Annotated in this window: 17 protein-coding genes; 7 read left to right on the top strand and 10 right to left on the bottom strand. The window is 53.9% G+C overall.

Annotation, left to right across the window (positions count from 1 at the left end):
- The first annotated feature begins 2 nt into the window (after positions 1 to 2).
- From ACFOSD_RS06360 to aguA, 3 genes are all read left to right on the top strand, one after another.
- The gene (locus tag ACFOSD_RS06360; protein ID WP_380692513.1) at positions 3 to 1,364 is read left to right on the top strand and encodes a glutamine synthetase family protein; all 1,362 of its coding nucleotides are present in this window, start codon (positions 3 to 5) and stop codon (positions 1,362 to 1,364) included.
- Positions 1,365 to 1,695: 331 nt separating this feature from the next.
- On the top strand, positions 1,696 to 2,568 hold the full coding sequence (gene aguB / locus ACFOSD_RS06355) for an N-carbamoylputrescine amidase (protein WP_449329089.1): 873 nt from the start codon (positions 1,696 to 1,698) through the stop codon (positions 2,566 to 2,568).
- Positions 2,569 to 2,580: 12 nt separating this feature from the next.
- Entirely contained in the window at positions 2,581 to 3,684 is a 1,104-nt protein-coding gene (aguA, locus tag ACFOSD_RS06350) for an agmatine deiminase (RefSeq protein ID WP_380692514.1), read from the top strand.
- Here aguA and ACFOSD_RS06345 read toward each other — a convergent pair.
- The 7 genes from ACFOSD_RS06345 to pyrC form a co-directional block, all read right to left on the bottom strand.
- Positions 3,681 to 4,877: a multidrug effflux MFS transporter gene (locus ACFOSD_RS06345; RefSeq protein WP_380692516.1), complete on the bottom strand. Its 1,197-nt coding sequence runs from the start codon at positions 4,875 to 4,877 to the stop codon at positions 3,681 to 3,683. The genes aguA and ACFOSD_RS06345 overlap by 4 nt on opposite strands.
- A 31-nt stretch (positions 4,878 to 4,908) precedes the next feature.
- Positions 4,909 to 5,406: a RidA family protein gene (locus ACFOSD_RS06340; RefSeq protein ID WP_380692517.1), complete on the bottom strand. Its 498-nt coding sequence runs from the start codon at positions 5,404 to 5,406 to the stop codon at positions 4,909 to 4,911.
- A 185-nt stretch (positions 5,407 to 5,591) separates the two neighbouring features.
- Positions 5,592 to 5,726: a hypothetical protein gene (locus ACFOSD_RS06335; RefSeq protein WP_380692518.1), complete on the bottom strand. Its 135-nt coding sequence runs from the start codon at positions 5,724 to 5,726 to the stop codon at positions 5,592 to 5,594.
- A 48-nt stretch (positions 5,727 to 5,774) separates the two neighbouring features.
- Complete coding sequence (locus ACFOSD_RS06330) at positions 5,775 to 6,506, bottom strand: 3'-5' exonuclease (protein WP_380692519.1); 732 nt, start codon at positions 6,504 to 6,506, stop codon at positions 5,775 to 5,777.
- A 1-nt stretch (position 6,507) separates the two neighbouring features.
- On the bottom strand, positions 6,508 to 8,385 hold the full coding sequence (locus ACFOSD_RS06325) for a DUF294 nucleotidyltransferase-like domain-containing protein (protein WP_380692520.1): 1,878 nt from the start codon (positions 8,383 to 8,385) through the stop codon (positions 6,508 to 6,510).
- Positions 8,386 to 8,484: 99 nt separating this feature from the next.
- Positions 8,485 to 10,116 carry a BCCT family transporter gene (locus ACFOSD_RS06320; RefSeq protein ID WP_380692522.1) on the bottom strand — a complete coding sequence of 544 codons (1,632 nt, stop codon included), beginning with the start codon at positions 10,114 to 10,116 and terminating at the stop codon, positions 8,485 to 8,487.
- 157 nt (positions 10,117 to 10,273) lie between these two features.
- The gene (gene pyrC / locus ACFOSD_RS06315; RefSeq protein WP_380692523.1) at positions 10,274 to 11,323 is read right to left on the bottom strand and encodes a dihydroorotase; all 1,050 of its coding nucleotides are present in this window, start codon (positions 11,321 to 11,323) and stop codon (positions 10,274 to 10,276) included.
- A gap of 166 nt (positions 11,324 to 11,489) precedes the next feature.
- On the opposite strand from pyrC, the gene ACFOSD_RS06310 reads away from it, so the two are divergent.
- From ACFOSD_RS06310 to ACFOSD_RS06300, 3 genes are read left to right on the top strand one after another with little or no spacing between them, the layout of a single operon-like run.
- Complete coding sequence (locus ACFOSD_RS06310; RefSeq protein ID WP_380692524.1) at positions 11,490 to 13,310, top strand: thiamine pyrophosphate-binding protein; 1,821 nt, start codon at positions 11,490 to 11,492, stop codon at positions 13,308 to 13,310.
- Positions 13,307 to 14,089, top strand: coding sequence for a hypothetical protein (locus tag ACFOSD_RS06305; RefSeq protein ID WP_380692525.1), 783 nt, complete (start codon positions 13,307 to 13,309; stop codon positions 14,087 to 14,089). Before ACFOSD_RS06310 ends, ACFOSD_RS06305 begins: the two co-directional genes overlap by 4 nt.
- Positions 14,086 to 14,892, top strand: coding sequence for a hypothetical protein (locus tag ACFOSD_RS06300; RefSeq protein WP_380692526.1), 807 nt, complete (start codon positions 14,086 to 14,088; stop codon positions 14,890 to 14,892). Before ACFOSD_RS06305 ends, ACFOSD_RS06300 begins: the two co-directional genes overlap by 4 nt.
- A gap of 7 nt (positions 14,893 to 14,899) precedes the next feature.
- Here ACFOSD_RS06300 and ACFOSD_RS06295 read toward each other — a convergent pair whose 3' ends face one another.
- Positions 14,900 to 15,637: a hypothetical protein gene (locus ACFOSD_RS06295; protein ID WP_380692527.1), complete on the bottom strand. Its 738-nt coding sequence runs from the start codon at positions 15,635 to 15,637 to the stop codon at positions 14,900 to 14,902.
- A 329-nt stretch (positions 15,638 to 15,966) separates the two neighbouring features.
- On the opposite strand from ACFOSD_RS06295, the gene ACFOSD_RS06290 reads away from it, so the two are divergent.
- The gene (locus ACFOSD_RS06290) at positions 15,967 to 18,384 is read left to right on the top strand and encodes a putative bifunctional diguanylate cyclase/phosphodiesterase (RefSeq protein WP_380692528.1); all 2,418 of its coding nucleotides are present in this window, start codon (positions 15,967 to 15,969) and stop codon (positions 18,382 to 18,384) included.
- A gap of 4 nt (positions 18,385 to 18,388) precedes the next feature.
- On the opposite strand, the gene hutH is transcribed toward ACFOSD_RS06290, so the two are convergent.
- Complete coding sequence (gene hutH / locus ACFOSD_RS06285; RefSeq protein WP_380692529.1) at positions 18,389 to 19,927, bottom strand: histidine ammonia-lyase; 1,539 nt, start codon at positions 19,925 to 19,927, stop codon at positions 18,389 to 18,391.
- On the bottom strand, positions 19,927 to 21,612 hold the full coding sequence (gene hutU, locus ACFOSD_RS06280) for a urocanate hydratase (RefSeq protein WP_380692530.1): 1,686 nt from the start codon (positions 21,610 to 21,612) through the stop codon (positions 19,927 to 19,929). Before hutU ends, hutH begins: the two co-directional genes overlap by 1 nt.
- Positions 21,613 to 21,658: the final 46 nt, after the last annotated feature.

Below are 21,658 nucleotides of genomic sequence, written 5' to 3'. Positions count from 1 at the left end.
TCATGACAAACCCTGAAGTTGCAGCATTTTTAGAACAACACCCGGACGTTCAGACCATTGAGTTACTGATTGGCGACCTGAACGGCGTGATTCGCGGCAAGCGCATTGAAATTGAGCTCCTGGATAAAGTATTCACCGAAGGCTTCAACCTTCCCGGCTCCGTAATGGCCTTGGATGCCACCGGTACAACGGTGGAAGAAACCGGCTTAGGCGCCGATGCCGGTGACCCGGATTACCTCTGCCTACCGGTGCCTGGCACGTTAGCGACGGTGCCATGGATCGGTGAAGATCGCGCCCAAGCACTTTTCTGTATGTACGAAACCGATGGCGAAACGCCGTTCAGTATCGACCCTCGACAAGTGCTGCGTCGCGTGATGGATGCGTTCAACAATATGGGTTATACGCCCGGCATTGCGGTAGAAATGGAATTTTATCTTATGGATAAAGACCGCGACGCCGACGGTCATTTACAGCCACCGGTATCACCCACCAGTGGCCGTCGCATGAGTTCCAAGCAAGTTTATTCCATGGACGATCTGGATGATTACGATTTCTTCATCCGCGATGTTATTGATACGGCCCATGCGCAAAATATACCGGCGGATACGGTGATCACGGAATACGCGCCCGGTCAGTTTGAAGTGAACTTAAACTACTGTAACGATCCGCTGCAGGCGGCGGACCACGCGGTGCTGTTAAAGCGGGTGATCACACAGGTGGCAAAGAAGTGGGAAATGGAAGCCACTTTTATGGCAAAACCTTACATTGAGCATGCGGGCAGTGGTATGCATATCCATTTGAGCCTGATGGATAAAGACGGCAACAACATCTTCGGTACAGAAGATGTGCTGAACAACAAATACATGCGCTGGGCGATGGGTGGCATCATTTCCATGGCGGATGCGACGCAAGCGTTGCTGGCACCGAACATCAACAGTTACCGTCGGTTAAGTCCGGATTTTCTAGCGCCGACCAGTAAGACGTGGGGCTACGATAACCGGACATTGGCATTACGTATTCCTTCCGGTAACGTGGAGGCGCACCGTATTGAGCACCGTATGAGTGGGGCAGATGCAAACCCGTACTTGGCGGTGGCGGTGGTGTTGGCGGGGGCGGCGGAAGGCATTATGCATAAGATTGAGCCACCACCACCAACAGAGGGTAATGCTTATGAGCAGAACCACCCTGAGCTGGCGGATAATCCACGCGATGCGTTGCGGGCGATGAAGGGCGACGCTCGGGTGCTGGATTGGTTCGGTAAAGACTTCATTGAGATGTACAGTATTTGCAAATGGTCGGAAGTGCGGCTATTCGAGCGGCAGATCACCCCCATGGAGTTGGAATTGCTGCTACCCTATCTTTGATCTTCTAAGGTTAAGCGGGTGGGTATACCTTTCCTCGGGACGCCGTGAATGATCTAGTGGGCGCGATGCACAAGATAGGAAGGGCCTGTTAGGGGACGCCGTGAAAGCATCCCTGCTGGCTCGCTGCCGCCATCCTTGGCGGCAGACGCCCCTGCACAGGCCATCCCTATCTCACACAGCTCGCCGATAGCCAAACGTTAACGATAGGTAGCAGAGCGCTAAGCGCTATTTGACATGATGGTAATAGGCGCCCCCCACCTGCACGCCGAAAAAAGGTAGATAATTATCGCGGCCATGGCATCATGCGCCGCCAATAATAGATGAGGTTATTATGAGAAACGTAACCGTTGCCGCCACCCAAATGGCTTGCGGCTGGGATGTAGACGAAAACATCCGTAACGCTGAAGTAAAAGTCCGCGAAGCACACGCCCAAGGGGCGCAAATCATCTTGCTGCAAGAATTGTTCGAACGTTGCTATTTCTGCCAAAAACAGAAATATGAATACCTTTCGTTCGCCACACCTGTAGAAGAAAACCCGGCTGTTGCGCACTTTGCCAAAGTGGCCGCAGAGCTGAAGGTTGTGCTGCCCATCAGCATTTACGAACGCGCCAATAACGCCTATTACAACACCGTGGTCATGATCGATGCCGACGGCTCCGTCATGGGCATTTACCGCAAAACGCACATTCCGGATGGCCCCGGCTATTCCGAGAAATTCTATTTCACCCCCGGCGACACCGGCTTCCAAGTGTGGGACACCGCATACGCCAAAGTCGGCGTTGGCATCTGCTGGGATCAGTGGTTCCCGGAAACCGCGCGCTGCATGGCCCTCATGGGTGCGGAACTGCTGTTCTACCCCACCGCCATTGGCAGTGAACCGCACGACAGCTCATTGGATTCTGCCGCGCATTGGCAGAACACCCAGTGTGGCCATGCCGCCGCTAACCTAATGCCGGTGATTGTCAGTAACCGTATTGGAACAGAGTATGAAGGTGAGCAATCACAAACCTTCTATGGTTCGTCGTTCATTGCTGATGAATCCGGCACCAAGGTGCAGGAACTGAACCGCACCGAAGACGGTGTACTGGTTCATACCTTTGATTTGGAAGCACTGGCAACCAAACGCCACAGCTGGGGTGTCTTCCGTGACCGCCGTCCGGATTTGTATGACGCCATATTGACCAAAGACGGTAAAACCTTTTAAGCGGAGTCTTCAATGACCAGCCGGACACTCAACACTACGCCACGTGCCGACGGCTTTTGGATGCCTGCCGAGTGGGCACCGCAACAGCAAACTTGGATGCTGTGGCCGGAACGCCCCGATAACTGGCGTTTGGGCGCCAAGCCCGCGCAACAAGCGTTCATCAATGTGGCGCGCGCCATTGCGCGCTTTCAACCGGTGAGCATTGGGGTATCGGCCGCGCAGTATGAGAACGCTTGTTTGCAGTTTGCCGCAGACGAAGGCGTCCGCGTGCTGGAAATCAGCAGCAACGACGCCTGGATGCGTGACGTGGGGCCGACCTTTGTGCGCAATGCGGCCGGTGAGCTGCGCGGTGTAGACTGGATGTTCAATGCCTGGGGTGGACTGCACAGCGGGCTGTATTTCCCGTGGGACCGCGACGACCAAGTCGCGCGCAAAGTGCTGCAAGTGGAAGGTAAAGACCGTTATCGCACCGATTTTATTTTGGAAGGTGGCTCCATTCATGTGGATGGCGAAGGCACGGTGTTGGTCACCGAAGCCTGCTTACTGCACCCGAACCGCAACCCCGAATTGTCACGTGGGGAGATCGAACAACGCCTGTGTGACTATTTAAGCGTTGAAAAAGTCCTGTGGATTGCCGAAGGCATCTACGAAGACGAAACCAACGACCACATCGACAACGTGGCCTGCTTTATTCGCCCCGGCGAGATTGCCTTAGGGTGGACAGTTGACGAGCAAGACCCACAGTTCGCTCGGTCAAAAGCCGCTTACGATCATTTGATCAAACAGACCGATGCCCAAGGCCGCAGCCTGAAAGTACATAAAATCCCTGTACCCGGCCCGCTGTTCATCACCGAAGATGAAGCATTGGGTGTTGACCCGGTGGCCGACGGGATGGCGCGCAGCGCTGGGCAGCGCTTGGCCGGCAGCTACATCAATTTCTTGTTCGTGAACGGTGGTGTCATCATGCCCAAGTTCGACGACCCAATGGACGAAGTCGCCGCGCAGTTGTTGCGTGACCTGCTACCAGAGCATGAAATCGTTCAGGTTCCGGGCCGGGAAATTCTGCTCGGCGGCGGGAATATTCACTGTATTACTCAGCAGCAGCCAAGCGCTTAAGCCACCGCCTCTTGTGGCACAACCCGCAAGGTAAGCAGTGACAATCCCGCTGCCACCACTGAGCATAGGGCAATGGCCGCCGTCAGCATCAGCGGTGTGCCATCAAAGACCACACTGATCACTGCGATGGCTAAGGCACCGAGCATCAATTGCAGTGTGCCACCCAAAGCGGCCGCAGTGCCTGCAATCGGCCCATGCTCTTCCAATGACAACACCATCGACGTGGGCACCACCAGCCCAAGGAATGCGTAGGTGGTCACCAACATGGCAACCAGCAGCGGAAAGCTGTCGTGCCCAAGGGCTACCACAATGAACATCAGACAAGCCGAAATGGCGTAGCCCGCCACAGCCCATTTGACGACGGCAATCGAGCCAAACCGTGCACCGAGATTCGCCGCGACCTGGCTGGTGGTAAAGAAACCTAACGCATTCAGCGCAAAAGCAAGGCTGAACTGAAACGGTGTCAGGCCATAATAGCCAATATACAGAAAGGAGGCAGTCGCCAAAAAGGCAAAGAAACTTGCCATACCCATACCACCGATCAACGTTAAACCCATGTACCCGGAATCGCGAAACAACACGCCAAAGGCGCTCATCATAGCGTTGAAACGGAAGGGAGCGCGGTCAGCCGGTGCCAGTGTTTCCTTGAGCGCGAAACCAGTCAGCAACATGGCCAGCACCGTTGCCAACGCAACCGAGAGAAAAACGGCACGCCAGCCAAACGGCACGATGATCGCACTGCCCATCAGCGGGGCCAGCATTGGGGAAACCGCGACCACTAACATGATGGTGGACATTAAACGCGTTGCTTCATAACCCGTATAACGATCACGGATTACTGCACGCGGTATCGACATGACCGCCGCAGCTCCCACACCTTGCAAAAAGCGGAGAGCAATCAGCCATTCGATGGTGGGTGCGAACGCACAGCCAAGCGAGGCCAAGCCAAAAATACTCAAACCAAAATACAGGGGTGGCTTGCGACCAAACACATCCGAAGCCGGGCCGTAAAAAAGCTGACAAAGACCAAACGCCATAAAGAATGACATCAAGGTCCACTGCGCGGCCGATACTGACGCGCCCAAATCTTCGCTGATGGTTGGCATAGCGGGCAAGTACATATCAATGGCGAACGGGCCAATCCAACTCAGCAGACCGAGTATTAAGGCCATTTTTATCATGTCGGTGTTCATGGAATATTCCTAAAGAAGGGTTTTTTGGGCACTAAAATCGCCGTGCCACCATGTCGATCTCAATCAAAGCGCCTTTGGCCAACCCGTTCACGCCAATGCAGGTGCGCGCCGGGCGCTTGTCGGTTGGAAAATAAGACGCATAGACTGCATTCATCTGTTCGTAATCTCGGTCAAACTGAGTCAGGTAGATGCGTACTTGCAGTACATTGTTGAGCCCTAAACCACAGCCTTCCAGCACCGCCGACAGGTTCTTCATCACCTGATGCGTCTGCGCTTCAATGCCATCTGGATAACCGGAGTCCAAACCTGTACCAAGAAATGGCATCTGCCCGGTGAGCAACACCCAGCCATCGTGTTCAACGGCGTGGCTGAACGGTGCAACAGGGTCCGGCGCACCAGGAAGCATATGGAAAATAGGCGACATCGACATCGGGGTGATTCCTGTAATATGGAGATAGGTACGCCACTGTACGCGTTTTCCAAAGTGCAACGCAACGCTGTCGCTGGACGTATCACAGCATTCAGCCATCGCTGTCGCTCAAAGCCGACGCGCATGCCTACGCGGTTGCGAGCATTGCAACGCTGGAGTAGGCTGAAACACACTGTCCAGAGGCAGCATAATGGCTGGGCACCGATGATGAGAACGGACGCACCTCTGTAGGCGGAATCGACTTATATCCGAATGTGTTAGAAAAACTCCAAAACATCAAAAATCTACATGGTCATCCGTTTAAGTTCTACCAGAAAGTCGGTTATCAGATTGTCGGCGTGATTCCCGATGCCAACGGCTTCGGCAAGCCGGATATTCTCATGGCAAAACGAGTCAAAGCCCTGGCCCATCTCGATCATTGAACGCCACCTATGCCCTAGGTTAAATTTTCGAATGTTGGGTATGCACTATCCCCACAGCGCCCGCAGTGGTGTCTCCGGCGTATAGTGATGGGCAATTTGCGCTTGCAGCAATTCGGCACTGGCCAGCGCATCGGTCAGAGCATGATGCGGTTGATAGAAAGGTAAGTGGTAACGCGTTCGGCTGTCGGCCAAGCGAATGGAAGGTTGTGGCCGACGCAGCAGTTTATCCCACAAGCTCGGCGGGCGTTGCCGATGCAATCGGCCTTCCAACGCCATGGTGTCCACCACAGGAAACTGAATACCTTCATTAATACGCACTTTTAGTGCGGCGTCTAAAAACTGTCGTTCGATGAGGTGGTGATGCACCACCACAATTCGCCCAGCGAGGGCAGTCAACAAGTCGTCCAGAATATCCATCAAGTCAGGCGCTTCCGCAATGGCCGAATGCGTGATGCCGTGAATGACCACCGATTCATCCTGCAACACACGGCGCGGATTCACCACCCAATGCCGCGCTGCATTGCATTGAATGCGAGCCAGGGTCATGGGCACCAGACCGATACTGATAATGCCATCGCGCTGCGGGTTCAAACCCGTGGTTTCAAAGTCGAGTGCCACGAAGGGCACATCCGACAGCGGCGTATCACCGGGCACTACGCCAGCAGCGTAGTAAGCACGCAGGCGTTCATGATGCGTATGATCGTGCAGTTCAGAAAAGCGCTCTGCCCAATCCGGCACGGCGCTCTCTGCCGACGTTTTATGGCCAAGATACAGCATGTCAGCGCGCCCGGTTCGGGTGATAACGGAATTTTAGAAACTTTTGCGCGTTACTGAGAATCTGAAATGCATCTTTCAAATTACGCCGTTCAAAGGGCGACAGGTTTTCCGGCTGAACGTTGTTATCCGGCTCTTCGCCTTGCTCCAACATAAGTTTCTGGTGGCGAATCCGTACCCGCGAAATAAACTCCATGGCATCGCGTAAATCGGCGCCGATACGCGGAGTAACCCAACCGCCAGCCACAATATCTTCAATCCGCTGAAAGGAATTCTGCGCTCGTGAACCACTGGCCAGCGCATGCACACGAATCAAGTCGGCCAGCGGAGCTGTACCCCGCCGTTTCAGGTTAATCGAGTCGTTATGTTTTCCGTCTTTCTCCATCACAAAGTCTTTAAAGAACCCCAAGGGTGGTGTGCGGCCTAACGCATTGTGCGCCATGGCGGCAAGAAACCTCGGGTTTTGTGGCGCCTTGGTGGTGATCAAATCCTTCAAGCTGGCTGCCAAGTTGGTGTCGCCGGCGACACCATCGACATCAAAAAAGATGGAGCTGTGCAATAACGACTCTACATTCGGCCGCTCGATCCAATGCGTAAAATACTGTTGCCAAACGGACAATGGCTGCCGCCATTTCGGGTTGGTGCCCATGATACCGCCCGTGCAATAACTGTAGCCACAGGCTGCAAGGCCATCGCTGACGAAGGCGGCCAAACGTTTAAAGTAGTCGTCATGCTGTTTAGGGTCGAAGTCATCGTGCAGAATCAAAGCATTGTCTTGATCGGTCACAATCAACTGTTCGTCACGCGCCATGGAACCCAGTGCCAACAAACAATAAGGGACGGGCGGTGGCCCCAACTCGGCTTCTGCCAAGGTTAATAGGCGCTGGGTGAATGTCCGACCAATGCCCGCCATGGCACTGCCTATCATGCGTGAGTTGGCATCTTCATTGACCATGCGCACAAAGCTGCCTTGCACATCTTTGGTCAATTCCTGCAATTCAGCAACGCTCTGTCGATGAAAAATGCTGCGCACGACGAATAAGCTGTTTTGCGATTCGTACTGCACAATATCGGAAATCCCCACCACCCCGATGGATCGCCGGTGATCTAAAACCGGCAGGTGGTGCACATTAAAGCGCAGCATGGCCAACATGGCGTCAAATACGTATTGGTCTGCGCGCACCGTGATCAGGTCGGTCGACATGATCTCGGCCACGGGTGTGTCAAACGACAGCCCTTGCGCCATAACACGCTTGCGCAGGTCACGGTCGGTAATGATGCCCACCATCACAGGCTCTGTAGTGCGCTCGTGCTGTTCAGCCATGATTACCAGGGACGAGACACGCTCGCTGGTCATCCGTTCAGCGGCCTCCCGCACGCTGGCGGTGTCGGGTAAGGTTACTAATTCCCGGTTGATCAGCTTTTTGACCTGCGAGGTCAGCAGTTCATTGGATTCTTTATGTTCAGAAACCGCCTGGCGCAACCGCGAACGGTCTTCAACTTCCACAAAGTCGGCAAATTGTTCATCGGTTTCAAACAATTCAGTAAACAGGGTATCGGGGATGCAATACAGCAAGGTGTCTTCCATCGCTTTGGCCGGAAAGCGCACCCGCTTATTCATCATCAGGGCCAGTTGCCCGAAAATGTCGCCTTCACTCAGTCGATTGTATAGCTCGCCATTGCGGCGATAGATTTCCACGGCGCCACTGCGAATAAAATACAAGTCATGAATGTCGGCACCGAAGGTTAAAATTTCTGTATCGGATTTAAAATAGGCCACTTCAACCGCACTGACTACGCGGTCCAGCACGCTGTCGGGCAATGCTTGGAAGGGCGCAAAACGACGCAGGTGTTCGCGGATTTCCATTAATTCCACCTGCATAGCGTAGTCCTCCCGGGTATAAACAATGGATGAATAAAAAACGGGGCAATCACTCGCGCGACGCCCCGCTTTCAGCTTACGTATTAAACAACAGTGTGCTTAAGCACGCGGCTCGGAGGCCAGCCCTTTAAACAAGGACACACAAGCGGCCAAAAGCACGAAGGTAAACGGCAGGCCGGTTGAAACCGACATGGCCTGCAAGGCCACCAAACCACCGCCCATTAACAGAGCGATCGCTACCAAGCCTTCAAATGTACACCAGAAAACGCGCTGTGGCGTAGGTGCATCCACTTTACCACCAGCAGAAATGGTATCAATCACCAACGAACCGGAATCTGAAGAGGTCACGAAGAAGACGATGACCAATACGATTGCGATAAACGACGTGATCTGTGCCAATGGCAATACATCCAGCATGGTGAACAATTGTAATTCCAAAGCAGCATTCGCGGCGACCTGATAACCGTCATTAACCACTTGGCTGATCGCTGTCGTACCAAAGGCCGTCATCCATAGAATACAGGCGGCTGACGGAATCAATAACACGCTGATCATGAATTCACGCACCGTGCGACCGCGCGATACCCGTGCGATAAACATACCGACGAAAGGTGACCAGGAAATCCACCATGCCCAGTAGAAGGCCGTCCAACCTTGCGCGAAGTTCACATCTTCACGACCTAACGGATTTGCCAGCGCCGGTAGATTTTGCAGGTAGGCCAATAAATTTCCGAAGAAACCGGTGACGATGGCCAGGGTCGGGCCAACCAAAATCACAAACAGCAGCAGCAAGGTCGCCAGTGCCATATTGATCTCTGATAACCGCTTTACACCAGCATCCAAACCGGCGAGCACCGAGATCAACGCAATAGCAGTAATACCGATGACCAACAATACTTGCGTCGTAATACCATTTGGCAAACCGAACAGATAATTTAACCCGGCAGCGGCTTGCGAAGCCCCCAAACCGAGCGAGGTTGCCAGACCGAACATCGTCGCGAAGATCGCCAGAATATCGATGATGTGTCCGGGCCAGCCCCATACGCGCTCACCCAGGAGCGGATAAAAGACCGAACGTACGGTTAACGGAAGCCCCTTATTGAAGGAAAACAGCGCCAAACCCAAGGCGAGTACGGCGTAGATCGCCCACGGATGGAGCCCCCAGTGGTAGATGGTGGCCGCCATGCCCAAACGCTGGGCTTCTAGCGTATTACCTGCAGCTCCACCGAGTGGCGCCCAATCTGTCCGCACGCCATCTGCACCCACACTGGTGCCGCCCATGGCCGCGCCATAGTGCCCCAACGGTTCAGAAACGCCATAGAACATCAAACCAATGCCCATGCCCGCGGCAAACAGCATGGAGAACCAGCCTAAATAGGAATAGTCCGGCTTGGCCTCTGTACCACCAATACGCACTTTACCCAAGGGAGAGACGATCAGATACAAACAGACCAACACGAAAACATTGCCCGCCGCCAGAAAGAACCAATCCAGATTACCGGTCAGCCAATTACGCAAATTGGCGAACATAGGCTCTACCTGACTTTGGAAAATCAAGGTAAGAATAACGAAGGCCACAATTGCCAAACCGGCGATCAGAAAAACCCGATTGTGGATGTCCAGGCCGAAGGGGCCCACTTTGAGAGCAATATTGTCTTGCCCTACTTGGTAGTCGGTATCAATCGGCGTGACGTCTCCGTCCGGCTTCATGATGTCTTTTACTTCAGTCATATTACTTTCATCCCATAGTAGTTCGGTGCCTGCGCGAAGACTTTTCTGCTCATTTTTATTCTTAAAAATCGAGCGGAAACGCACCTGCAATTACTTAGTGATGAAAGAGTATAGCACTGACTCTCTCTTTACGAAACCCGGATACCTGACCCTAAGGTCAGGCAACACGCCATGCTATTAGGTCGCCCGCCCGAATGGGCACCACCCGCGCATCGCCCATCGGGTAGTCCGCGGGCACAGTCCATGATTCACAGCGCAGCGTGATGGTGTCGGTATTGCGCGGCAAGCCATAAAAGTCTGGCCCGAAATGACTGGCAAAACCTTCCAGCTTGTCCAGTGCATTCTGTTCATCAAAGACCTCAGCATAGAGTTCTATCGCCGCATGGGCGGTATAGGCACCTGCACAACCACAGGCCGCTTCTTTCTTGTCTTTCGCGTGCGGCGCTGAATCCGTGCCTAAGAAAAAGCGCGGATTACCACTCACCGCTGCACGCACCAAGGCTTCTTGATGCGTCGAACGCTTCAAGATCGGCAAGCAGTAATAGTGCGGGCGAATGCCGCCCGCCAGCATGTGATTACGGTTGTACAACAAATGGTGCGCGGTGATGGTGGCGGCAACATTGGCACTCGCTGCACTGACAAAATCCACCGCATTGGCTGTGGTTATGTGTTCCAGCACAACTTTTAGAGCTGGAAAATCGCGCACCAGGTCGGTCAATACGGTATCAATAAACACCTGTTCCCGATCAAAAATATCAATGCTGCTGTCGGTCACCTCACCATGCACCAGCAGTAACATGCCCACGTCCTGCATGGCTTCCAGTACAGGATAAATTCGTTTGACGTCACGTACCCCGGAATCCGAATTCGTGGTTGCACCCGCCGGATACAACTTTGCGGCGACCACCAGCCCCGCCGCCTTAGCCGCTCGGATATCATCGGGCGTGGTTTGTTCCGTTAAATAAAGCACCATCAAAGGCGTGAAATGCGGTTGTGGTCGCTGTGCCATAATGCGGTCGTAATAGGCTTTTGCATCATGTGTATTGCGTACAGGCGGCACTAAATTGGGCATGACAATCGCCCGACCCATGTACCGACTGACATCTCGTACGGTATCAACCAAAGCCGCCCCATCGCGTAAATGAATGTGCCAGTCGTCAGGACGGGTCAAGGTCAGGGTATTAACAACGGGTGAAAGGGTTGTCATGGCGGGCCTCGGTTATCTGTTTGGCGACGATGCTAAAGGCTGCATCGTGGCATGTAAAGCCGATTGCAACTTGCCAATTGGTCAAATTTTAACCCGTCGCTTTTTTGTCTCATTTTCTTTATAGTGCCGTCGATTACTCACTCCCACACTAAAGAAGTAGTTCGCTATGTCTGACGTTTTGACTGCGCGACAGGAAGTTGCTCGTACCACCTATGCGGATCTGATTGTTGAATATCTACGCCAACTGGACATTCATTATGTTTTCGGTGTCCCCGGCGGGGCCATCGAGCCCTTGTATGATGCCCTTGCCCGCAGCGCACGCCAAGGCGGCCCGCGCGCGGTGATCGCCCGCCACGAAGCCGGAGCAGCTTTTATGGCCGAAGGCTATTACAACGAAACCGGAAAAATGGGCGTGGTGTGCAGCACCACCGGCCCCGGCGCTACCAACCTAATAACCGGCGTTAGCTCGGCCTATTCAGAAAACACGCCGATGCTGGTGATCACCGCACAAACCGCCTTACCCAAATTCGGTCGACGCGCCTTACAAGACTCCAGTTGTACCGCCATTGATACGGTGGGCATGTTTCGCCATTGCACACGCTTCAATACCTTGGTGTCACACCCCGACCAAATGGAAAGTAAACTGATTTCGGCGATTATGGCGGCACATCGTATTCCGCATGGACCGTCTCACATCAGTATCCCGTCCGATGTGTTGAGTGCGCCTGCCAACTTGCCCTTAAACGTGCGACCGAAAGTACTGCTGCAAGACTTCGTCTTGTCGGATGAAGAATCCATTCAAGACCTTTGCACCGCCATCGATCAAGCGGAGCGAGTAGCGGTTTACCTTGGCAACGGCGTCGGCACGGCCAGTGCCACCATCATGGAATTCATTGAAACCTTACGCGCGCCCTTTGTGGCTGGCCCAATGGGCAAACGCTGGGTTAATGAGCTACACCCACAGTACTGTGGTGTTTACGGCTTTGGCGGACATGCCAGTGCGCATACCGTTCTACGCGGTGGTCTAAGAGGGGGTAAAACCAGCCCTCCGCCCGACCTAATTCTCGCCGTAGGTGCCATGCTGGGCGAACTGGACACGGGCGGTTGGCATGATGACTTGCTGAACAGTCGTTTGGTTCATATTGATAACAGTGTGGAACACTTTACCCGCTCGCCGATGGCCAAAATGCACGTATGCGGTGACATTGCCGCCATTTTCCGTCGTTTAACCGAACGCGCAAAACGGCTACAACAGCAGCAACCTAAGACTGAAGCAAGCAATCTGCCAATAACGGGTAAACCACGTAAATCACTGAATATCCTAGGCAACCGAGTAGCAATACGTGACCAGGAAATGTGCCTGTCAGACGCTTCACCCATTAAACCACAGCGTTTGATGTATCAGCTTTCACACCAATTGCCCGCGGATACTCGCATCTATATTGACGCTGGCAATGCTTGGGCGTGGGCAACGCATTACTTAATGCGTGAAGATGTACTGGGCTATTATCGTATTGCCATGGCCTTTGGTGTTATGGGCTGGGCCATTGGCGCGGCGGTCGGCTCTGCGCGCGGAAACGCCCAGCATCCTACGCTCTGCATTACGGGTGACGGCAGTTACTTAATGAGTGCACAGGAAATTACCGTCGCGGCGCAAGAAAAACTCCCGGTTATTTTTATGGTCTTGAATGACAGCGCCTTGGGCATGGTGTACCACGGCCAGCGGCTCGGCGGGGCGGAAGCCATTGGCTGGGAGCTGAACCGCGTCAATTACGCCGCCATGGCAGAAGCCATGGGCGTGGATGGTCTGGTCATCGAACACCCGAATGAATTGCAATCCATCGACTTCGCCCAGCTTGGCCGCAAGAATGGGCCTACCCTGTTGGATGTGCGCATCGACCGCAACGAAGTACCACCCATGGGTGACCGGGTACAGGAACTTAAAAAGCAACGCGCCGCAGGAACTACCGAGGGCGGTGTGTTATGAGCGCCCCCAGCAATGACATTCGCAGCCGTGGTGATGCCTTTGCACCCCACTTGGAAACCCGCATAACCGAAGAAACTGCGCATGCCACCAACCCGTACTTGGCAGAAGAGGTGCGCTTTCACGGCTATGACCATATAGAGCTGATGGCAAAGCTACCGTTTACCGATGTGCTGTTTTTGTTGTTACGTGGTGAATTACCAACACCCGAGCAAGCCGATGTTTTTCGTCGCTTAAGCGTCGCCTTGATTAACCCAGGTATCCGCCATCCCGCCGGGCAGGCCGCGATTGTGGCAGGGGTGGGGAAGACCAATATAGAACAACTTTTGCCAATCGCCCTTACCATTTATGGTGGAAAAGAAAATAGTGCAGGAGCAGTGGCCGACATCATGCAGGCTTTCCAAGCTCAAATCGAATCATCTACACAAGCACACGAGCCTAGCACGACAGATATTTTGATGGGCTTCGGCACCCTGTATGGTGACATCGACCCCTATGCAGCGAAGTTACTCAATGAGTTTTCGCCTGATATCGGCCACTTTACAGCATGGGCACATCAACAACAGACCATGCTCGCCCCCAATGGCCGCGGGATTCTAAGAGCGGGCTTATGCGCTGCGGTATTACTTGATCTAGGTTTTACACCACGTCAGGGCATCGGGCTTATGCAACTCTTCGCCGCACCCGGCTTGCTGGCTCATGGCATTGAGTTTGCCGGAAAACCGTTAAATCACATGCTGTTCGAGCCGGACAGTCAGTACGACTTGGAGTTGGACCAATGAATCATCAACTTTGGGATCAGTACCATGGTCGAGTAAAAAGCAAAAAAGGCGCCTGGCGCATTGGCAAGCAAGTGATCAGCCATGGCTATGACGTCATGCAAGATATGGTGGGCAAATTCAGCTTTATGCAAGTCGTCGTGCTAAACGCTACCGGCCGCCTGCCAACCCCAGCATTAGCCCAATGGTTTGAAGCTTGCCATGTTTGCTTAAGCTGGCCCGACCCGCGCATTTGGTGTAATCGTATCGGTGCACTTGGCGGGTCCGCTCGCGTTTCCACCGTAGCCGCAACCTGCGCTGGTGTAATGGCGGCAGATTCGCGTGTCTATGGCATTAAGCCCATGATAGAAGGGGTACAAATGATTCAGCGTGCAGTGCAAGAAATTCAGCAAGGCACATCGGTAGAAGATTTTGTTATGCGCCAAGTCGAGCAAAAAGGCGGCCGGCCTCATCTTATGGGGTATGCACGCCCTATTGTTAAAGGCGACGAACGAATTGATGTCATGCGAAAAACAGAGCAGGCACTGGGCTTTTCACCCGGCCTACACATGCAGACCGCACTGCACATTGAACGCGTGTTGCATGAACGCTACGATGAAAGCATGAACATTAACGGACATATATCGGCCTTTGTTGCGGATCAAGGGTTCAGCCCAGAGGACGCGTACCGCATTTTTTCAGTACAAGTATTCAGTGGTGTTACCGCCTGCTATGTCGATGCTGCGGATCGCGAAGCGGGTACTTTCGCCCCGCTCCAGGTAACAGATGTTAAATATCAAGGTAAAGCCAGGCGCGCAGTGCCGTAACAACCCATCAGTCTACAATATCTGCAAAGGGCCCTAGAATGTCACGCAGCTCACCACTGCGTTTCATTTCAGCCAACACCTCATTGAAATGCATTAACGCTTGTTCATTTTCAGGTGTTACACGGCACACAATCGATGCCCCTTCATCACGATACAATGCCAGTTCTTCCGCATAATGCGGCGTCGGCAAGTTCAAAGCCTCGGCAACCAACAAAACATCGGGTACAAACCCAATGATCACATCCAAGCGCCGCGCGTCCAACATGCGTACGCGCACACTTTCGTTCGGTGTTTGCTCCACTACCGCATCGACATCGCCCAGAAAAGCACTGGGATCTAAACCATTCCATAGGGCCACACGCCGACCACTCAATTGTTGTAAATCGGTAACCAGAGGGTCTTCCTGCCGGGTCAAAACTCGTAAGCTGATCGCATCTACGGGGTCGCCCGTGACCAAGGGAATATTGGAAAATTGTGGATAGGAACGAATCACAGCATTGATGGTGGCGGGAAAGTTACAGGCGGTAGGGTCTTCTTCCATGTTGCGCAATCCCCGCACTAAGGAAACCACGGTTAAATCAATCTCGACACCACGCGCTTGCAGAGCTTGTATAAACGCATGGTAGTGCCCATCTCCATTGGGCTGCAGTCGGAAATCCAAGTCATAACCATAGACTTTCAGAGGTTCCGCTTGGGCGATAACGCCACAACAGAACATCAGACCGAGTAAAACTGTACGCTTCATTTCTGCCACCTAGTCAATACCCTGAGTTTTATTTTTAGCAGTAGATCAGCTCTGCCGCCAATAAAAACGACTGCAGCTTAACTCTATCGGCTCAAGCCCGCTAAACTTTAGGCATACAACTCAGGAAGCTACCTTTTTTGTAACACGGTTATGTCTTTCCAGTAGCGTTTTATAAAAAAACTTGTGGGGATACTCGTTGACAGTTTTCAGGTAGCGAGGTGTAATGTGTGCACTGCTTGGCTTAAAACAACTACCATCCACCAACGGCGACTCAACAGCGACCCTGTGATGACACGACTTGGCTCAGAAGTAACCAGCAGGCGTACAGGATGAGCGTCGATTTTTTCCAACGGATCTCGGTTCGGCTGGCCCGCAATGTAGTGCTGGTTGCGCTGTTGATTGGGCTTTTAGGCGCTGCACTGCAAGTCATGATTGATGCGCGCACGCAAGTCCGCCAATTCCAGTCCCAGCTTGATGAAATTGCCCTGGTCAGTGGCAGCTCTGCCCAACGCGCCGTATATCTGCTGGACAATGTACTCGCCGAAGAAGTTATCCGTGGTTTAAGTAACTATCGTTTCCTGCACCAAGTACGCATTCTGGATGACCGACAGAATGTGCTCGCCGCCTATTCGGTGCCCATACAATCCTCGCAAACAGCCCCTTTTACGCAGTGGTTTTTAGGCGGTCTATCCAAAGAATACCAATACCCTTTGGTGAATCCGGACAACGGCAACACCGAAGGCACCTTGATACTCGCCTTAGACAATGACATGGCGATGGCGCCGTTTTATGGACGGGCACTTTACATATTCCTGTCCGGGTTAATCAGCAACATATTTCTCGCCTTAATTCTCTTACTCTTATTCAACCGGCTACTGACCAACCCACTAACCGCCATTGCACAGCAAATCGGTTCAATCGGCCAGTACAAACTGGGGCAACGCGGTATCCGTCATCCATTGGGGCATGAACGGGATGAGCTGGGCTTTATTGTCGACTCCACCAATCATTTTATCGAGCAGGTGGATTGTTCACAGGTCAAACTCAAAGCCAGCGAGTTACAATTGCGCGTGGTGGTCGACTCCAGCCCCAATCTGGTTTTTGTATTGAACAAACATCAAGAGATTGTGTTTGCTAACCAGCGCATGGCCGAATTTTACGGCACAGACATCGACACCTTGCTGGGCAAAAATTATGTTGATCTGCAATACAGCCTTAATCCCTTAGAGGCTGACCGCATTGCCGATGAAGTTATACGGGTTCTGGATCATGGTGAGCGCATCAACCACGACAACGCGACCTTAACCGATATCTATCACGTCGAGCGGATTGTTCAAGTCACCCGTATCCCATTCTCCTTTTCCGGCACGGCTTGCGTACTGTCCATTGCGGGCGACATCACCGATCGCGTAGCGGCCGAAGCGCACGTTGAACACCTAGCCTATTACGACACGCTGACCGATTTACCCAACCGGAACTTGATCCTGGACCGCTTGGAAATGGATATCCGCCGCGCCCAACGTAACGGCCTCTATGGCGCGGTGATGTTCGTCGACATTGACGATTTCAAGCGCATCAACGATACCATGGGACACAGCATTGGCGATCAATTGTTGGTGGCCATGAGCGAGCGCATGAAAGTCCAAATGCGTCGTACCGATACCCTCGCGCGCGTCGGGGGTGACGAATTTGTTTTGAGCCTACCCGAGCTGTCCGGACAATTGGTGGATGCGGAAAGCAAAGCTGCTTATCTAGCCGAAGCGCTCAATGTGCGCATCAACGCCCCCATTCGCATCGGTGAACATGAATTCCGCATGTCGGCCAGCATCGGCATTGCCATTTACTCCACCAAAGACGAGACCGTGGAAGAAATGCTGCGCTACGCCGACACCGCCATGTATCAGGCCAAACGCAACGGCAAACACCGCCATGAATTGTTTCACCCGTCTATGGCCACCGAAGCCACCCGCTTGGTGCAATTGGAGCATGATTTACGTCAGGCCCTGCTGGAAGACCAGTTCGAAGTCTATTTACAACCCATCGTTAGCCAGTTAGATGGTTCATTGGTCAGCGCCGAAGCCTTGCTGCGTTGGCAACACCCGACCAAAGGCCTGCTGACCCCCATCCATTTCATGACCTTCTTGGAAAATTCCAACATGATCAATGATGTGGGGCAATTGGTGATCGACCGCGTATGCCAGTACCTCGCCGCCGACAATATTGACCACCAATTGCCCGACAATCTGCGCATATCCATTAACGTCAGCGCACGCGAATTGTTTCACCCGGATTATGTTGAAAACGTGAAAGCCACCCTACTGCGTTATGGTCTGACAGGTCAGCGATTGGAGTTTGAGATCACCGAAGGTGTGGCGATACAAAGCATTGCCGACGCCATTGAAATTATGCGGCAATTGAAAACCTTGGGCATTACCTTTGCGCTGGACGACTTCGGTACGGGTTACAGCTCATTAAGTTACTTGAAGCAATTGCCTGTGGACACGGTGAAGATTGATAAGTCCTTCATCAACGACATCACGCACGACAATCAAGATGCCGCGTTAGTGGCCTGTATCATGGCGATTGCGCAAACGTTGAATCTCAAAACCGTGGCCGAAGGGGTGGAAGAATTGGATCAGGCCGATTGGCTGCGCCAATACGAAGGGGTTTGCATGCAAGGCTATCTCTACAGCAAACCCATTCCGATGCCAGACTTCCATCAACAATGGAAGAAACCGGCCGCCTAACCCTCTACTGCGCTTGGCTTGGCAACACCCCTGCTGGAATTAGCCCACTCAAAACCCGAGCCTTGAGCAACTCATACGCCGCGTGCATGTCCGGCGCAAAGAACCGATCTTTGTCGTAATAGTCGACTTTTTCGCGCAACAGCGCTCGCGCTTGTTCCAAGGCTGGCGTGGTTTTCAGCTCACCCCGCAAGTCCAAACCCTGGCACGCGGCCAGCCATTCGATGGCAACAACGTTGCGTGTGTTCTCGGCCATTTCCCATAAGCGCTTGCCGGCAGCCGGGGCCATAGAGACGTGATCTTCCTGATTGGCCGACGTCGGCAGACTGTCAACACTGTGCGGATGGGCCAGCGCTTTGTTTTCGCTCGCCAGCGCCGCAGCGGTGACCTGCGCAATCATAAACCCGGAATTCACCCCGCCGTTTTGCACCAAGAACGGGGGTAATTGCGACATGTGCGTGTCCATCATCAGCGAAATACGCCGCTCGGCCAAGCTGCCGATTTCAGCGATCGCCAGCGCCAGATTATCCGCCGCCATGGCCACCGGTTCGGCGTGAAAATTCCCACCCGATATCACATCGCCACTGTCGGCAAACACCAAGGGATTATCGGATACCGCGTTGGCTTCCACTGCCAACACCTCGGCCGCTTGGCGCATTTGGGTTAAACACGCACCCATGACTTGCGGCTGACAACGCAGAGAATACGGGTCTTGCACCTTACCACAGGCAACGTGCGTGGCACTGACGTCACTGCCATCGCCCAGCAACGCGCGATAGGCAGCAGCGGCATCGATTTGGCCTTGTTGGCCGCGAATGGCGTGAATACGAGCATCGAACGGACTGCGCGAACTGAGCGTGGCTTCGACCGTCAAAGCACCACACACCGTCGCGGCAGCATAAAGGTCTTCCGCTTGAAACAAGCCTTGCAAGGCATACGCGGTGGACACCTGGGTACCGTTGAGCAGCGCCAGGCCTTCTTTCGGGGCCAGTGCCAGTGGTTGCAACCCAGCAACCTTTAGCGCGTCGGCGGCACTGAGCCACTCGCCACGGTAACGAGCCTGACCCTCACCCAACAATACGGCGCTCATGTGCGCTAAGGGCGCGAGGTCACCCGATGCACCGACCGAACCTTTTAAGGGAATGGCCGGGTAGATTTCTTTGTTGATCAAGGTCATCAAGGCATCCAACACCGTGCGCCGAATACCGGAATAGCCCCGCGCCAGGCTGTTGACCTTCAACACCATGATCAAACGCACCAGCGCGTCGTCGATGTACGCACCCACACCCGTCGCATGCGACAACACCAACGAGCGTTGCAAGTTTTCCAAATCTTCGTGTTTGATGCGCGTTTGCGCCAACAGGCCAAAGCCGGTGTTGATACCATAGACGGTGCGGTCTTCGGCGACCACGGCATTAACGCAATCCACCGAGGCCGCAATGGCGGCATTGGCGCTGTCGGGCAGGGTGATCATGACCGGTGCTTGCCATACGCTGCGCAGTTGCGCCAAGGTCATCGCACCCGGTTGAATCTGTAAGTGAGTCATCACTTCGTTTCTCCTGTAGACAACATGGGCAGATCAAGTCCATTGTCATGCGCGCAGTCGATGGCGATGTCATAACCGGCATCGGCATGGCGCATGACACCAGTGCCGGGGTCATTGCGCAACACGCGGCCCAAGCGGGCGTGTGCTGCGTCGGTGCCGTCGGCCACAATCACCACCCCTGAATGCTGCGAAAAGCCCATGCCGACACCGCCACCATGGTGCAATGACACCCAGGTCGCACCACCCGCAGTATTCAACAGCGCGTTCAATAGTGGCCAGTCGGACACGGCATCGGAGCCGTCCAACATGCTTTCGGTTTCGCGGTTTGGGCTGGCCACCGAACCGGAATCCAGATGATCACGGCCAATCACCACCGGCGCTTTCAATTCGCCGTTTTTTACCATTTCATTGAACGCCTGACCCAAACGCACACGGTCTTTTAAACCCACCCAGCATATGCGAGCTGGCAAGCCTTGAAAGCTGATGCGTTCGCGCGCCATGTCGAGCCATTGATGCAAATGGTGATTGTCGGGCAACAGCGCCTTCACCTTGGCGTCGGTCTTGTAGATGTCTTCCGGGTCACCCGATAATGCCGCCCAGCGAAACGGGCCAATACCCTGGCAAAACAACGGACGAATATAGGCCGGTACGAAACCGGGGAAATCGAAGGCATTTGCCACACCTTCGTCTTGCGCCATTTGACGAATATTATTGCCGTAGTCGAACGTTGGAATGCCTTGTTGCTGAAACGCCAGCATGGCTTGGACGTGCACAGCCATCGACTGTTTTGCGGCTTTAACGACCGCGTCTGGCTCCGTTTTACCGCGTTCTACATAGTCATCCCACGTCCAGCCCGCCGGTAAATAGCCGTGCAGCGGATCATGCGCGCTGGTTTGGTCCGTCACCATATCGGGGCGCACACCACGCCGAACCAGTTCGGGCAGCACATCAGCGGCGTTCGCGCACAGCCCAATGGATACCGCGTGACCGGCTCCGGTATGACGTTTGATACGCGCCAAGGCGTCGTCCAAATCCGTGGCTTGTTCATCCAAATAGCGCGTGCGCAAACGGAAGTCGATGCGGCTTTGCTGGCATTCAATGTTTAAAGAACAGGCACCGGCCATGGTAGCGGCTAGCGGTTGCGCGCCGCCCATGCCACCGAGGCCCGCCGTGAGCACCCAACGACCTCTTAGGTCGCCACCATAATGCTGCCGCCCGGCTTCAACGAAGGTTTCATAGGTGCCTTGCACAATGCCTTGCGAGCCAATGTAGATCCACGAACCGGCCGTCATCTGGCCATACATCATCAAACCTTTGCGGTCGAGTTCGTTGAAGTGCTCCCAGGTCGCCCAATGCGGTACAAGATTGGAATTCGCCAACAGCACGCGCGGCGCGTCGGCGTGGGTTTTGAACACGCCAACCGGTTTGCCCGACTGAATCAGCAGAGTTTCTTCGTCTTCCAAACGCTGTAGCACTTCGACAATTTTGTCGTAACACGCCCAATTGCGGGCCGCACGGCCTATGCCGCCATACACCACCAAGTCTTCCGGGCGCTCGGCGACGGCGGGGTCGAGGTTGTTCATCAACATACGCAGCGGAGCTTCGGTGAGCCAGTTTTTGCAGGTCAATGTACTGCCGGTCGGCGCAGTGATGCGGCGGGTGGCATCGTGTCTGGGGTCAGTCATAATAGGGTCCTCTTGCTCATTATTGTTGTTGCATGAATCGTTAAAC

It is taken from the genome of Salinispirillum marinum, assembly GCF_042650105.1.
GTDB classification, from domain to species: Bacteria; Pseudomonadota; Gammaproteobacteria; order Pseudomonadales; family Natronospirillaceae; genus Salinispirillum; species Salinispirillum marinum.
Note: the sequence above shows the minus strand (reverse complement) of the source record. Positions and strands in the feature narration are given on the sequence as shown.